This window comes from Flavobacterium sp. GNP002 (genome assembly GCF_054343795.1).
The window spans coordinates 2,588,829-2,602,602 of sequence record NZ_JBTGUW010000001.1; the positions used below are offsets into that span (position 1 = coordinate 2,588,829).

17 protein-coding genes are annotated in these 13,774 nt (G+C 32.6%); 3 read left to right on the forward strand and 14 right to left on the reverse strand.

Features of this window, described 5'->3' with window-relative positions; translation table 11 throughout:
• Window positions 1-208: 208 nt before the first annotated feature.
• From ACXX80_RS11330 to ACXX80_RS11340, 3 genes are all read left to right on the forward strand, one after another.
• Window positions 209-787, forward strand: a complete 579-nt coding sequence (locus ACXX80_RS11330) for a TetR/AcrR family transcriptional regulator (RefSeq protein WP_458553264.1) — start codon at window positions 209-211, stop codon at window positions 785-787.
• Window positions 788-831: 44 nt separating this feature from the next.
• Entirely contained in the window at window positions 832-1,464 is a 633-nt protein-coding gene (locus tag ACXX80_RS11335) for a nitroreductase family protein (protein ID WP_458553265.1), read from the forward strand.
• A 198-nt stretch (window positions 1,465-1,662) separates the two neighbouring features.
• Window positions 1,663-2,220 (forward strand): DUF4494 domain-containing protein, encoded by a 558-nt coding sequence (locus tag ACXX80_RS11340; protein ID WP_417991027.1) that lies wholly within the window; start codon window positions 1,663-1,665, stop codon window positions 2,218-2,220.
• A 93-nt stretch (window positions 2,221-2,313) separates the two neighbouring features.
• Here the strand turns inward: ACXX80_RS11340 and ACXX80_RS11345 are convergent, their stop codons facing one another.
• The 14 genes from ACXX80_RS11345 to trpD all read right to left on the reverse strand — a co-directional run bounded on the left by ACXX80_RS11345 (window position 2,314) and on the right by trpD (window position 13,704).
• Window positions 2,314-2,829 carry a GNAT family N-acetyltransferase gene (locus ACXX80_RS11345; RefSeq protein WP_458553266.1) on the reverse strand — a complete coding sequence of 172 codons (516 nt, stop codon included), beginning with the start codon at window positions 2,827-2,829 and terminating at the stop codon, window positions 2,314-2,316.
• Window positions 2,829-3,266: a VOC family protein gene (locus ACXX80_RS11350; protein WP_458553267.1), complete on the reverse strand. Its 438-nt coding sequence runs from the start codon at window positions 3,264-3,266 to the stop codon at window positions 2,829-2,831. The genes ACXX80_RS11345 and ACXX80_RS11350 overlap by 1 nt, the downstream gene beginning before the upstream one ends.
• Before the next feature lie 29 nt (window positions 3,267-3,295).
• Entirely contained in the window at window positions 3,296-3,658 is a 363-nt protein-coding gene (locus ACXX80_RS11355) for a DUF2200 domain-containing protein (RefSeq protein ID WP_458553268.1), read from the reverse strand.
• 989 nt (window positions 3,659-4,647) lie between these two features.
• On the reverse strand, window positions 4,648-5,034 hold the full coding sequence (locus ACXX80_RS11360) for a hypothetical protein (RefSeq protein WP_458553269.1): 387 nt from the start codon (window positions 5,032-5,034) through the stop codon (window positions 4,648-4,650).
• A 324-nt stretch (window positions 5,035-5,358) separates the two neighbouring features.
• A complete protein-coding gene (locus ACXX80_RS11365) occupies window positions 5,359-5,973 on the reverse strand; it encodes a hypothetical protein (RefSeq protein ID WP_458553270.1) in 615 nt (204 codons plus the stop codon).
• Between the two features lie 160 nt (window positions 5,974-6,133).
• Window positions 6,134-6,793, reverse strand: coding sequence for a hypothetical protein (locus tag ACXX80_RS11370; protein ID WP_458553271.1), 660 nt, complete (start codon window positions 6,791-6,793; stop codon window positions 6,134-6,136).
• A 189-nt stretch (window positions 6,794-6,982) separates the two neighbouring features.
• Entirely contained in the window at window positions 6,983-8,101 is a 1,119-nt protein-coding gene (locus tag ACXX80_RS11375; protein ID WP_458553272.1) for a hypothetical protein, read from the reverse strand.
• Window positions 8,102-8,330: 229 nt separating this feature from the next.
• Window positions 8,331-9,092 carry a tryptophan synthase subunit alpha gene (trpA, locus tag ACXX80_RS11380; RefSeq protein WP_458553273.1) on the reverse strand — a complete coding sequence of 254 codons (762 nt, stop codon included), beginning with the start codon at window positions 9,090-9,092 and terminating at the stop codon, window positions 8,331-8,333.
• A 123-nt stretch (window positions 9,093-9,215) separates the two neighbouring features.
• A complete protein-coding gene (locus tag ACXX80_RS11385) occupies window positions 9,216-9,533 on the reverse strand; it encodes a gamma-glutamylcyclotransferase family protein (protein ID WP_282712061.1) in 318 nt (105 codons plus the stop codon).
• A 129-nt stretch (window positions 9,534-9,662) separates the two neighbouring features.
• The gene (gene trpB / locus ACXX80_RS11390) at window positions 9,663-10,844 is read right to left on the reverse strand and encodes a tryptophan synthase subunit beta (RefSeq protein WP_315208376.1); all 1,182 of its coding nucleotides are present in this window, start codon (window positions 10,842-10,844) and stop codon (window positions 9,663-9,665) included.
• An 11-nt stretch (window positions 10,845-10,855) separates the two neighbouring features.
• Window positions 10,856-11,488 carry a phosphoribosylanthranilate isomerase gene (locus ACXX80_RS11395; protein ID WP_458553274.1) on the reverse strand — a complete coding sequence of 211 codons (633 nt, stop codon included), beginning with the start codon at window positions 11,486-11,488 and terminating at the stop codon, window positions 10,856-10,858.
• Between the two features lie 2 nt (window positions 11,489-11,490).
• Window positions 11,491-12,270 carry an indole-3-glycerol phosphate synthase TrpC gene (trpC, locus tag ACXX80_RS11400; RefSeq protein WP_458553275.1) on the reverse strand — a complete coding sequence of 260 codons (780 nt, stop codon included), beginning with the start codon at window positions 12,268-12,270 and terminating at the stop codon, window positions 11,491-11,493.
• Window positions 12,271-12,329: 59 nt separating this feature from the next.
• Entirely contained in the window at window positions 12,330-12,698 is a 369-nt protein-coding gene (locus tag ACXX80_RS11405; RefSeq protein ID WP_458553276.1) for a four helix bundle protein, read from the reverse strand.
• 13 nt (window positions 12,699-12,711) lie between these two features.
• Window positions 12,712-13,704 carry an anthranilate phosphoribosyltransferase gene (gene trpD, locus ACXX80_RS11410; protein ID WP_458553277.1) on the reverse strand — a complete coding sequence of 331 codons (993 nt, stop codon included), beginning with the start codon at window positions 13,702-13,704 and terminating at the stop codon, window positions 12,712-12,714.
• Window positions 13,705-13,774 lie beyond the last annotated feature (70 nt).

Genomic DNA, 13,774 nt, shown 5'->3' on the forward strand with positions numbered 1-13,774 from the left:
TATAAAAAAGTCCCAAAATAGAACTCTATTTATCGAATTGATTTTCCTTTCCTTAACAAACTTTTAATATTAAACATATCATAATTTATGAACGTTCATTCTTTTTTATAGTATCTTTGCCTTTTAAAGGTGATTTTAGTGCAAATGTATTTTTGAGCATTTTTTGAAAGAGTACTTTTTTATTAGAAAAATAAAAACAATAACAAACATGGCGCAACTTCAAAAAAGTATAGATAAACGGGCTGCTCTCTTGAAAGCTACTTTGACTTTAGTTAATAATGGAGGGATTCAAGGAGCTTCAATGGCGAAAATTGCTAAAATTGCAGCTGTTTCTCCCGCCACGATTTATCTGTTTTTTCAAAGTAAACAAGATTTAGTTAGTCAATTGTACTTAACGGTAAAATCATCTTTTGCTGAAGCGGCCTTTTCAGATTATAATCTTCAGGAATCTGTGGAGGTTAGGTTTAAAAAAATTTGGTTCAACATGGCACAGTATAAATTGACTCACCAAGAAGAAGCTTCTTTTTTATCGCAATGTGATAATACGCCTATGATTGATGAAATAACAAGACTAGAAGGATTACAATTCCTGACGCCACTTTTTGATTTATGGATGAAAGGGAAAGAAGACGGTATTCTGAAGGATATTTCACCTTATCTTATGTATGCTTTTTCGATATATCCAATGGCTTTTTTGATGAATATGAAAAATAGGGGATTGTGTCCTTTAGATGAAAAAACATTGGAAGAAAGTTTTCAAGCGGCATGGGACAGTATAAAAGTGTAAACTTTTTGCAACATTATAAACGAACAATAATTAATACAATACAAATGGAATTATTAGACAAATTGAATTGGCGTTATGCTGCAAAAGCGATGAACGGAGAAAAAGTAGCTCAAGACAAAATTGATAACATTCTCGAAGCAGCAATTCTTGCACCTACATCAAGTGGTTTGCAACCTTTTGAAATATTGGTGGTAACCAATCAAGAAATTAAGGAAAAAATCAGAGCAATCGGTTGGAATCAATCCGTGATTACAGATTGTTCCCATTTATTAGTATTTGCTGCTTGGGATACGTATACTGCGGAGCGAATCAATAAAGTATTTGACCATACTAATGAAGTGAGAGGTTTTAAAAATGAAGGTTTTGAAAATTACCGTCAGATGTTGTTAAATGCCTATCCGCAAAAAGATGCCGAAGTTAACTTTCAGCACGCAGCAAGACAGGCTTATATTGCCTTTGCAATGGCTATCTCAGCAGCCGCTTTCGAAGGCGTAGACAGCACACCAATTGAAGGTTTTGAGCCAGATGCATTAGACGAAATTTTAGGCCTAAGAGCAAAAGGTCTTAGAAGTTGTGTAATTCTTCCATTAGGCTATAGAGATACTGCAAATGACTGGTTAGCAAACTTAGAAAAAGTCAGAAAAAACAAAGAGGATGTGGTTACTCTTATTGACTAATACTCAATTTTGAAGAAATATTTTTTTAAAACAGCCTTTGCTTATTGTAAAGGCTGTTTTTTTTATTTGAGGAATTAATTCTTTTAAATGAAATAAAAATCAATACCAACTTCCATCAAAAATTGTGAATATCTATTTTAGTAATGCTGTTGTTTTTTTTCTTTTAAATCTATCTTTGACATCCTTAAAAAAAAAGAAATGAGCACAACTTGGTACGAATGCAAAGTAAAATATAGAAAAACAGACGAAACTGGCGGACAGAAGATTACAACGGAACCGTACCTGGTAGACGCGTTGTCTTACACGGAAGCTGAAAGCAGAATCAATGAAGAGATGTCGGCGTATATCAGTGAAGAATTCAAAATCACGAATATTAAAGTCGCTAATTATGCTGAGATTCATCCCTTCGAAAATGCGGATCGCTGGTTCAGATCTAAAGTATCATTATTGGCCTATGACGAAGAAAGCGGTAAAGAACGCAAAACTAATATGTATTTATTAGTGCAAGCCAATGATGTAAAAGAAGCTTATGATAACACCATTAGCGTGATGAAAGGTACGATGGGCGACTACACCGTTCCCGCAATTTCAGAATCACCTATCATGGATGTTTTTCCATATTTCAGTGGGGAAGAAGGTGAACTGGAACAATTAGAAAGATTCAATGCGCTCAAAGCATCAAAACCGGAAGTAGCTGCGGAAATCGTGGACCACATGGAATTTGAAACGGCCCCTGAAGAAGAAGCTGTAGTTTAAGATTGTTTTAAAAAAAACTCACCGCAAATTTGCAAAGTATCGAAACAGTTGTCAGCTGTTTTTATTTGCAAATTTGCGGTTTTTTAATTTCAATCAGTCTTGTTTGTGTAATACTTTCTCGTATGCTTTTCTTGGGCTTCCTCTAAAAAAAACTTCCCCACAATAGGTATAACCTAAGTTTTCAAAAATTTTCATCATAGCGGGATTGTCAAAATTAGTGTCTGCTTTTACACTGTAAATATTGTTGCTTAACGCAAAATCTTCTATGTTTTTCAGCATCAATTTCGCCAGTCCTTTGCCCAAATATTTCTCAGAAATGGCTACACGGTGCATGACAACAAAATCATCATTCGTCAGCCACTTTCCTTCAATATTCTCATAAGCAGGTTCGTCATTGATTAGTACCGCACTGTAACCGATTATGGTTTCTCCGTCTGCCAAAACAAATCCTTCTCCTTTTTCAATATCTTTTTGTATTACTTCTGGATTTGGATAACCATCTTGCCATTGGCTACTGCCATCTTCTTTTCTGCGTTGTATAGCTTGTTGTAAAATTTTCCATATCTGAGCTATTTCAGATAGTTCCGCTTTTCTAAAGTGATAATTCATTATACTTTTCCGTTATAATTTGGGTCAAAATCTACCATCCATTCGATACCGAATTTATCTCTAAACATCCCAAAATAGGAACCCCAAGGGCTGTCGTCAATTGGCACTTCAATATTTCCGCCTGATGAAAGTCCGCTAAAAAACTTGTCGGCTTCTTCACGACTTTCTGCGCTAATGGATATTTTAGATCTGTTTTCATTTTCATTTACCGGACCCATACTTTCAGGAACGTCATTGCCCATTAAAATATTTTGGCCAATAGGCAAAGCAATGTGCATTATTTTATTAGCTTCATTTTCTGATACCTGAAATTCAGTACTTGCCAAGTCTTTGAAACGCATAATTTTTGTGAACTCTCCGCCAAATACAGATTTGTAAAAATTGAATGCTTCTTCGGCATTTCCGTTGAAGTTAATGTGTGGATTGATAAGTGCCATAATTTTAATCTTTTAAGTTGTTAAATTGTTTACTTTCTTAAAATTTTATCTAGAGTCTTTCCTTTTGCTAATTCATCTACTAATTTGTCTAAATATCTGACCTGTTGTGTTAGTGGATTTGCAATTTCTTCAACCCTATAACCACAGATTACACCAGTTATAAGTTGAGCGTTAGGGTTTATTGTAGCATTTTTAAAGAATTTTTCAAAAGTTACTTTTTCATCAATCTGTTTTTGAAGACTTTTATCATCATAACCAGTAAGCCATTTAATTACTTGATGTAATTCTTCTTTCGTTTTGCCTTTCTTCTCCACTTTTGCGAGATAAAGCGGATAAACCGAAGTAAATATCATTTTAGCAATACGCTCATCGTGATTAATTGTGTTTTTCATTTCCAGTTTGTTGTTACTTGTAGCGTTGTACTATGTTGAATTTAATAGCGCGAGCGTCCCGCTTGTGATTATTACAAATTTACAGTTATTTTTGTTAATGTTCACGAGCGGGACAATCGCGCTAGCAGCTGATAATTCATTATTGTAATTTAAGTTTTTAGTAAATGAGTATGTTTTAAAAGTACAAAACAAACTTTGAATTATGAACATTGCTCATTATAGGATATATTTATTTTTAGAAGAATAACTTGCGGAGAATAAGGAATATTTTTTTTGCTGCGATTGCTATCTCGAGCTCCAGAAGGGGGAAATCGCACTAACTGTTTGGGATTAAATTTTTTTCTCTTTTTCCAATACTTTAATTTCAGTTATTTCCTTTTTAATGCTTTGTCGAATAAGCGCATATATACTCATGTAACTGTTGGCTATCCATACTAAAGAGAAGCCTGCTATGATATATCCTCTCCAGTCAGTCAGCAAAAGTTTATAGTCAGTTAAAATAAGAAATAGGATTGTTATGTAATGACTAAAACAGTATTCGCAAGTAAAAAGGAAAAAAAACTTTCTTTTTAATAAAGTGCCGTCATGAAGACTTCTATTAACACAGTATTCCCTTGGCTCTTGAAACAATTCTTCATGGGTTACTGTCCATGAAACACAAGCAACCGGTATAGCCAGTATAAAGAGCCAAATAATCTGAGTAAATAGAGTCATAGGTTTTTGTCTAATAGAATTAAATAAAACAGATTATTAAAAATACGGATTAAAGTTTAATATACAACGCTTTGACGGAACAAGCAATAGCTTTTAAAACAGTACTTTAAATATAATGCTAAATAGTATGATACTGACGTTTTGAATATTTGCCAAATGGATTTACATTACCTATTTTTTGTCCGAAAATTAAATCTCGTCAATTATCCGTTGGCGACATTTGCGCAGTATTCACGAGAAATTTATTTTTTAGAAGAACACTTTGCGGAGCTGGTTTATTTTTTTAATTCAATTTTTCCATCAAATTCTCTCAATTCAGTGTAAAATTTTATTCCTAAAATTCTCCAATTAACTGTTCCTATTACATTATATTGGTAAGTATTATTCTCCAATTTAGAAACGTTTATGTTAGTTGTTTTCCAATCAGTTCCACTAACAAAACCATTTCTATAAACATTAGCATTTAAAATTTTTTTTTCATTTGTATTTTCGCCAAATGAAATTGAAAGACCAATATCCGTCATTAAATTATTTTCGAGTTTCTTTTCTCTTAAATAGGTGTCTCCATTAAATTTAGTGCGCTCTATTTTATCAGTTTCTTCTTGTAAATTAAAAGGTTTGTTTTTAGTGTTATCTTCACTTGGTTTTCCAATAAATGACAAAAGACCAAAAACAATAATAAGGTTGGTATTATTCCTAAATTCTCACGAATTATCTTTGTTGCTTTGAAACAGATAATTATAAAATAAACTAAAATTGCTATATTTAAAATTCCCCAAAATAATTCTAACATAGTTTATGTTTTTAGTTAATTTTCTTTTGTATTTCGTTTTCGAAAGTTTTGTGCGGACTAGCGTGTAGCCCGCTTTTATGAGTCCTATTACCGAAAAACTAGGTAGATAGGTCTGATAAAAATTATTGCGAAAGAAAAATGTGAATTTTGCACATTTTTCGCCATTTCTTGAAACGGCTGTTAGCAGAAGATTTTATATTTGTTCTAAAATTTTTTTTATATAATATTCACCTTTATAAAGAAAATATTTGCCATTTGGATAAATAATCAAATAACTCCCACACGGGTAATGTAATGGAAAAAAATTATTTTCAATTATTCTTTCGTTATCATAATACCATTTAATTTTCTTATCGTAAAATTCAGTTCCTTTTTTTGATTTATATATAAAATATTGGGTAATGTTTTTTTTCATTTCTATTTTTGCTTTAAAATCAATATATAAATCATTAACATAAGATTTGTCAGCAGTTGAATTACAATTATCTTTTCCTGGATGATAATTTATAATTATAGTTTTTGTTGAATCAGTTTTTTTATCACTAATACTATTTAGATAAGAAATTATTTCTTTATGTAATTCATTTTTAAGATTACCTTGTATTTTTCTCCTTTCTATAACATTTATTTTTGCAGTATCTTCAACAAAAGTTAGTTTAAGAAACTCAAAATTTTCATTTTTAAAATGATTATATTCCTTTTCTGTAATTATATTCTTTTTCTCGTCAAAAAAGCATTGCTTTTTCTGTGAAAAAGAAATATTCGAGAATAATAATAGTAATATTTTAATAATTAATATTTTTTTCATTTTGGTTTTTTTAATTTTCTGCTAACGTTTCGTAGCTACAAGAATTGGCAAAATTCGTAACCGAATATTTTCGGTTACTACTAAATTTCTTGCGAAAAATAAACGTAAATTTACTACAAAATTCGCAATCTTGCCAAACGCCTGTTGTATGCAGTTATTATTATTTAATTCTTTCAGCAATAAATTCTTCAGCAATTATGTAGCTTTGGTTTAAGAAAAAGTCATTTGGACTAACATCTTCATTGCCAAATATTAAAACTTTTGCTTTTGGTTTGTCAGCATAACCTTTGTCATCTCCAATAATTTCATTTTTTACAATAAAACTTAATTTATGTTTTTCGCAAACTTGTTTTATTGATTTTTCTAAAGATTTTGGAATACTAATTATTCTGTGCGAATACAATCTGAATTGTTCTTCACTATTCCAAAAATATTCATTTACCGTAATCCAGTTTCCAGTTTTTTTTTCTAAGACATTACTAATTTCGCCAATAAATTCATTCAGGTTTTCAGGTTTTCCTTTGATTTCGCATTCAAGTTCACTTTCGTGGAATTTTAATAACAAAGGATGATTTTCAAGAATTTTTAACTTTACGTAAGGCAACATAAGTTCGTGAAAAAAGCCATTAAAACTTTCTGTATTTCGGCAAGTTAATTTCCATTCTTCGTACTCAATTGGAACGTCGTAACTAATTTGATTAATTGACAAAATCATTTCTAAAGTATTATTAGAAGGATTATAACTGTACGATTCAAGTTTTAAATCAGAATCTTGATAAAATTCTGTTGTGTTAGTTCTGTCAATTAGCTTTTGAATCATTTTCGTTTAGTTTTCGTTTAGTTTTCGGTATCTCGCGGTATAATTGCATACAACGTCCCGCGGCTTTGCTCGGGTGGGACTAGGTTAAGATTTTACTTTCGGATTATCATTTTTAATTCAAGTACAAAACAAACTTCAAATTACGCCGAAAACCAAATCCGGCAAAACCGCTGTTATCTGTAATGTTTTTTAGTAGTATTCAATTTGTCTACTCCATTTAAAGAGGTCTTTTCCATCAACTTTTTTTATGATTTCAATCCAATTGTTGTATGAATCAAATTTATATTTAAATGACACTTTATACTTTTTACCTTCTTCAATGTATTCTAATTGTGAAATATAGCCATCGTTATATTTATATTTCTCAATTATCATTGCTTTTTGTTTATCGATGTCACAACAGTATCGTTCTGAAATACGATTAAGTTTGTCATAATTATAATGGTCATATCTTTCCATTCCAATTCCAAATCTTCTTTTAATAAAAACTAAATTATCATTTTTATATTCATTTTCGATCCGATTTGTTAATTGGGGAGTTATGTGGTTTTCCGAATCTTCATATAAATCAAAAGTTTCATTTTTTATCAATCTATTTTTATCGTCATAAAAATTTAAAATATCTTTATAAACAGTTAAAATTGAATCATGAACTCCATAAGACCAACTTCTTTCACCTTCTTGTTTCCAGGAGTTTGGATTTTTATAAATTCTGTAGATTAATTTTCCTTTTTGGTTATAAATATAATTATATTCGTCAACAGTGCCATTTTCGTCAAATTCTTTTAATGAAGTTAATCTTTCTTTGTTATATTTTTTATAGGTATGTCGGAAATAATCATTTTTGGAATTTTGTTCAATTATGTTTAAATCTCCATAGTCCGAGTAGTAATAAGTTGTAGTGTAATTTGAGTATTTAGTTGAATCAATCTCTTTAATTTTCTTATTATCTGTGTTATACGTTTTTGTATATGAATTTAAAAAATCATTTTTTTTACCATACCATACTTCATTAATTAAATTTCCTTTTTTATCGAATTTTCTTTCATAATTTATGTAATAACATAGATTTGAAGTATACCACGTATTTTTAAATCTTGCAATAGTCGATTCAGGACCCATAAATCCAGAATGCCCGTAATCATCATAAGAAACAAGTTGTGGGTTTTCCGTTTCTGTCAAGAAAATAACTTTTTCTTTAATAGTTTTAACATTTCCAAAGATTGTATCTTTTGGTAAATAGTTTTGAGATTTACAATCAATGTAAAACAAAAACGTAAAAGTTATAAAAAGTAAATATTTTGTCATTTACACTTGGTTTTGAGCATTACAGATAACTTGTATATATGTATGACAAAATCATACAAAGCCATCCAATTGTGGGTAGATATGTATGACAAACGTCATCTATTTTTTGCTTTTGCTAATATAGGAATAAAAACTTACAAATAATTTTAGTGTTTTATAAAATAGTGTATAAAAAAACGGCGCTTAAATGAACTTTAAACGCCGTTTATTAAATATATTAAGTAGTTATTTATCGAATTGCTTTTACGAACTCTTCAATTTTTCCTGTTCCGTTTTCGGTTAAATGTTGAATGAAAGCACTACCAATAATCGCTCCTTTGGCAAATTGTGTGGCTTGGTTGAAGGTTTCTTTGTTGTTGATTCCAAAACCAATTACTTGAGGGTTTTTTAGATTCATGTCGGCAATGCGTTTGAAATAATCTTCTTGAGCGCTTCCAAAACCAGTTTGGGAACCAGTTACACTCGCTGAACTTACCATATAGATAAACCCATCAGATACGCTGTCAATAAAATGGATTCGTTCTACTGAAGTTTGTGGCGTAATCAAAAATATATTCTTCAAGCCGTATTTCTCGAAAGTGGCTTTGTATTCATCGGCATAGACATCAACCGGAAGATCAGGAATGATTAATCCATCGACGCCAATCTCTGCACATTTCTGACAGAAATTCTCAATTCCATATTGCAACATTGGGTTGAAATAACCCATAATTACTAAAGGAATAGCAACCGTTTTACGAATGTCTTTTAGTTGGTCAAACAAAACTTGTGTTGTCATTCCGTTATGCAATGCTTCGGTAGAACTCGCTTGAATCGTTGGTCCATCGGCCAATGGATCACTGAACGGCAATCCGATTTCAATCATGTCCACACCATTTTTTTCTAAATCCTGAATGATTTGTACGGTATCGTTGAGGTTAGGATATCCCGCCGAAAAATAAATGGAAAGTATCTTTTTAGTCTCTTGTAATTTTTGATTTATTCTGTTCATTTTAATATAATTTTATTTATTCCTGCTAGGTTTCCATAACCTTGTGGGTATTAATTTTGTATTCAAAATTGGGTTTTAGAAATCGAGTAGGTTGTTTTAATCGGAACTATTTTTTCTGGATTATTAACTTTCAATATAAATCCAGGCTGTTAGTCCAGATTGCAATGTTATTTGAATTCTTTTATAAGCATTAGATTCGAATTGATCTGCTTTTATGAGATCTTCGTTGGTTACAGTAAAAGCGATACCATTTATTGCATCTGAAGGATTTTCACTTGGAATGGCTACAAAATAATCTTCCATTCCAAATTCTTCTTCTATTTGAAAATCTTTTAGTTTGTATCCTAAAAGCTTGTCCTCAGTTCCGCTTAATAGTTTATTAAAAACCTGCATCTGAATTTCTTTTGACTGCAATGTACCGTAAGAGAATAGCTGTTCCATAAATAGTGTTTTTCTAGTTATTTGTCTGCGTTAGGGATGGAAGCGGCATCCTTTTTTATGGCTTTTTCTGCCATGAAAAAGATATAGCGGACAGCCCGACCCTTTGGGAACGCCCAAATTATGATTTTGTTATAATTTAAAATAATCGATATACGTATTCAAATCTTTATCGCCGCGACCAGAAAGATTGATGACTACCACATCTTCCGGTTTGAATTTCATTTCGTCCAGAACGGCAAAGGCATGCGCACTTTCAATGGCGGGAATTAGTCCTTCCATTTGTGATAGTTTGATTCCCCATTGCATCGCTTGATCATCGGTAATTGAGATGAATTGCGCTCTTCCGGTGGCATATAAATTGGCATGCATAGGACCAACTCCCGGATAATCCAGTCCTGCTGAAATAGAATACGGTTCGGTGATTTGGCCATCCGTTGTTTGCATCAAAAGAGTTTTACTTCCGTGAATAACGCCCACTTTTCCTAAGGCAGAAGTTGCGGCACTTTCGCCGGAGTCAACTCCTAATCCCGCTGCTTCAACGGCAATAATATTCACATCCTCATCGTCCAGAAAATGATAATAGGTCCCGGCAGCATTGCTTCCGCCACCTACGCAGGCAATCACATAATCAGGGTTTTCACGACCTTCTTTTTCCAATAATTGTTCTTTGATTTCCTTTGAAATAACACTTTGGAAACGCGCTACCATATCCGGATAAGGATGTGGTCCCACGACAGATCCAATGATATAATAGGTGTCAACGGGATTGTTAATCCAATCGCGAATGGCTTCATTAGTAGCATCTTTTAAGGTTTTTGAACCTGACATTGCCGGACGAACTTCGGCACCCAACATTTTCATACGAGCCACATTTGGCGCCTGACGTTTGATGTCGATTTCACCCATGTACACAATGCACTCCAGTCCCATTAAGGCACAAACTGTAGCTGTTGCAACGCCATGTTGACCAGCTCCAGTCTCAGCAATGATTCGTTTTTTGCCCAAGCGTTTGGCTAACAAAATTTGCCCAATTGTGTTGTTTACTTTGTGGGCACCAGTGTGACATAAATCTTCTCTTTTTAGGTAGATTTTAGTGTTATATTGCTCAGATAATCGCTTGGCAAAATAAAGCGGCGTAGGACGACCTACATATTCTTTTAGCAAAGCGTCAAATTCAGCTTGAAATTCTGGTTCAGCCGTAATTTTTAAATAATTTTGGCGTAATTCTTCCACATTTGGATATAACATTTCAGGAATGAAGGCGCCTCCAAATTCTCCGTAATAGCCTTTTTCGTTGACGTTGTAACTCATTTTTTTTAAGTTTATAAGTTTAAAGTTATCAAGTTATTCTTGAAACTATCTAATTTTTCTATGTTTTTTAATCCCGGTTCTATTTCAAATTTACTGTTTACATCAATGGCGTAAAGCGGTAAATTGGTTTTTGCTATTTCTTTCACGGCATCCATTTCCTTAATTCCAATTCCGCCACTCAGAAAAAACGGTTTGCTCGAAGGATACTTTTCTAAAACTTTCCAGTCAAATGTGGTTCCGTTTCCGCCGGGTAGTTTTCCTTTGGTATCAAAAAGGAAATAGTCACAAACCGCTTCAAACGGCTTTAATACTTCAAATTCAAAAGAATCATCTACCGAGAATACTTTTATGATTTCAATCGAACTATCCATTTTATACTTTAATTCTTGACAAAACTCAATGGATTCGTGACCGTGCAATTGAACGGCTTGTAAATCGTATTTCAGGGCTTTCGCCAAAATAATTTCGATGGTTTCGTTTACAAAAACGCCTACTTTCTTGATTGATTTTGGTAATTGTGGAATCACACCATCAAAATAGCGAGACGATTTCTCCCAGAAAATAAATCCCATATAATCGGGTAGGAGCGCGCCCACTTCGAGAATATTATCGGGATATTTCATGCCACAGATTTTGAGTTTCATCGTTATAATTTTGATATAAATTCCATTGCTGCTTTACCGGCATTATCCGTTTTCATAAAGTTTTCTCCAATTAAAAATCCTTTATAACCAAAAGGTTTTAATTCGTTAATAGCTTCTATGGATGAAATTCCGCTTTCAGAAACTTTTACAAAATCATCTGGGATTTGCGCTGCCAATTGCTTGCTGAAATCTAAACTTACTTCAAATGTTTTTAGGTTTCGGTTGTTTACCCCAATCATGTCTAATGTAGGCATAATCGATTTTTCCAACTCTTCCAGATTGTGAACTTCCAGTAAAACTTCGAGTCCTAAACTTTTTGCAAATTCAGATAAGGATTTGATTTCCTCTCTTGTTAAAACCGCAGCGATAAGCAAAATTAAATCGGCTCCGTGGGCTTTTGCTTCTAATATTTGGTATTCATCAACAATAAATTCTTTTCTCAATAATGGGATGTTTACAGTGGCTCTTGCCAAAAGCAAGTCGTCTAATGAACCACCAAAATATTTTCCATCTGTCAAAACCGAAATTCCGCAAGCACCAGCATTTTCATATCCTTTAGTAACTTCTTCCACCGTAAAGCTGTAATTGATTTCGGCTTTGGAAGGCGAACGGCGTTTGTGCTCCGCAATGATTCCTGATGTGCTGTTTCTTAAATTATCACTCAAAGAAATAGTCTTTTTTTCAAAGAAAACAGAAGCTTCCAATTGTGAAACCGGAATAATCAATTTCTTGAGAATGACTTCTCTTTTTTTGTCAACTATGATTTTATCTAAAATGTTCATTTGTTTTAATTTAAAGATTGAAAAATTTAAAGATTGAAAAATTCCAATCTGAATAAAAATTAGTCTTTGATTTTAGTGCTTAAATATTTAATAAAATTGGATAAGTTTTGAGATATTTCAATACTTATTTTATAGCTTTTTTCAATTTCTGCTTGAGAACAAAAGCCTAGTTCCCTTGATAAGATTAGCATACTTCTAACCTCAGCACAACTTCCTTTTGAGATTTTCAAATATCTGATAAGTTGTTTGTTATTATTATATTCAGAACCTTCTGCTATATTATTTGTAATTGAAATGACAGCTCTTTTTATCTGATCTTTGAAACCAAATTCTTTTTCAAAGGTTTTATTGTTTAATAATTCAAAAACTAATTTAGCTAATACAATCCCTTTATTATAAACATCAAACTCTTCAAACGATTTTGTCATAATTTTTAAATCTTTAAATACTTAAATCTTTCAATTTGTTCAAAGCTACAAGTCCTTTACCGGATAATAAACTTTCTTTCGCTATTTGAAATCCTTCTAAAGGAGAACATTTTGTAACGGTTGCAATTGCCATTGCCGCATTGGCACAAACCACATTATTCTGGGCCTCGTTTCCTTTTCCCGAAATAATATCGGTAAACATTTGTGCCGATTCTTCGATGGTTGTTCCTCCTTCGATTTCGCTTTGTAGCAAAAGACGAACACCAAAATCTTCTGGATTTAACATTCCTTCCATGGAACTGGTAATTGTTTTTGTAGGACCTGTCAACGAAACTTCGTCATAACCGTCAAGCGAATGCAGGATAGTGAAATTAGTATTCGTGTTTTGATACAAATACGCATACATTCTGGCCAGTTCTAAGTTGAAAACACCAACCAACTGATTTTTTGGAAACGATGGATTTACCATTGGTCCCAACATATTGAAGAAGGTTTTTACGCCCAATTCTTTTCGAATAGGTCCCACATTTTTCATGGCAGGGTGAAATAACGGCGCGTGTAAAACACAAATTCCTGCTTTGTCGATACATTTCTCTAAGAAATCAGTATCATTACTGAACTTGATTCCTAGTTTTTCCATTACATTACTGGAACCTGAAATTGACGAAACCCCGTAATTTCCGTGTTTGGCTACTTTTATTCCCGCACCGGCAGCTACAAATGAAGCCAGTGTTGAAATATTGAAAGTATCTTTTCCATCACCACCGGTTCCGCACAAATCAATAGTATTGTAAGCGGATAAATCCACGCGAATGCACAATTCTAATAATGCTTCACGGAAACCGGCAAGCTCATCTATGCTTATGCTGCGCATCATATAAACGGTTAGAAAAGAAGCAATCTGGCTCGTGTTATAACTCCCGTTTGATATATTAACCAATACATCTTTTGCTTCTGCCGCCGAAAGCATTTCGTGATTGATTAATCTGTTTAATATATTTTTCATTTTTATATATGTCTTAAAGTTGAAAGTCTTAAAGTCTTAAAGTCTTTCGACATTATGACATTTGACTTTA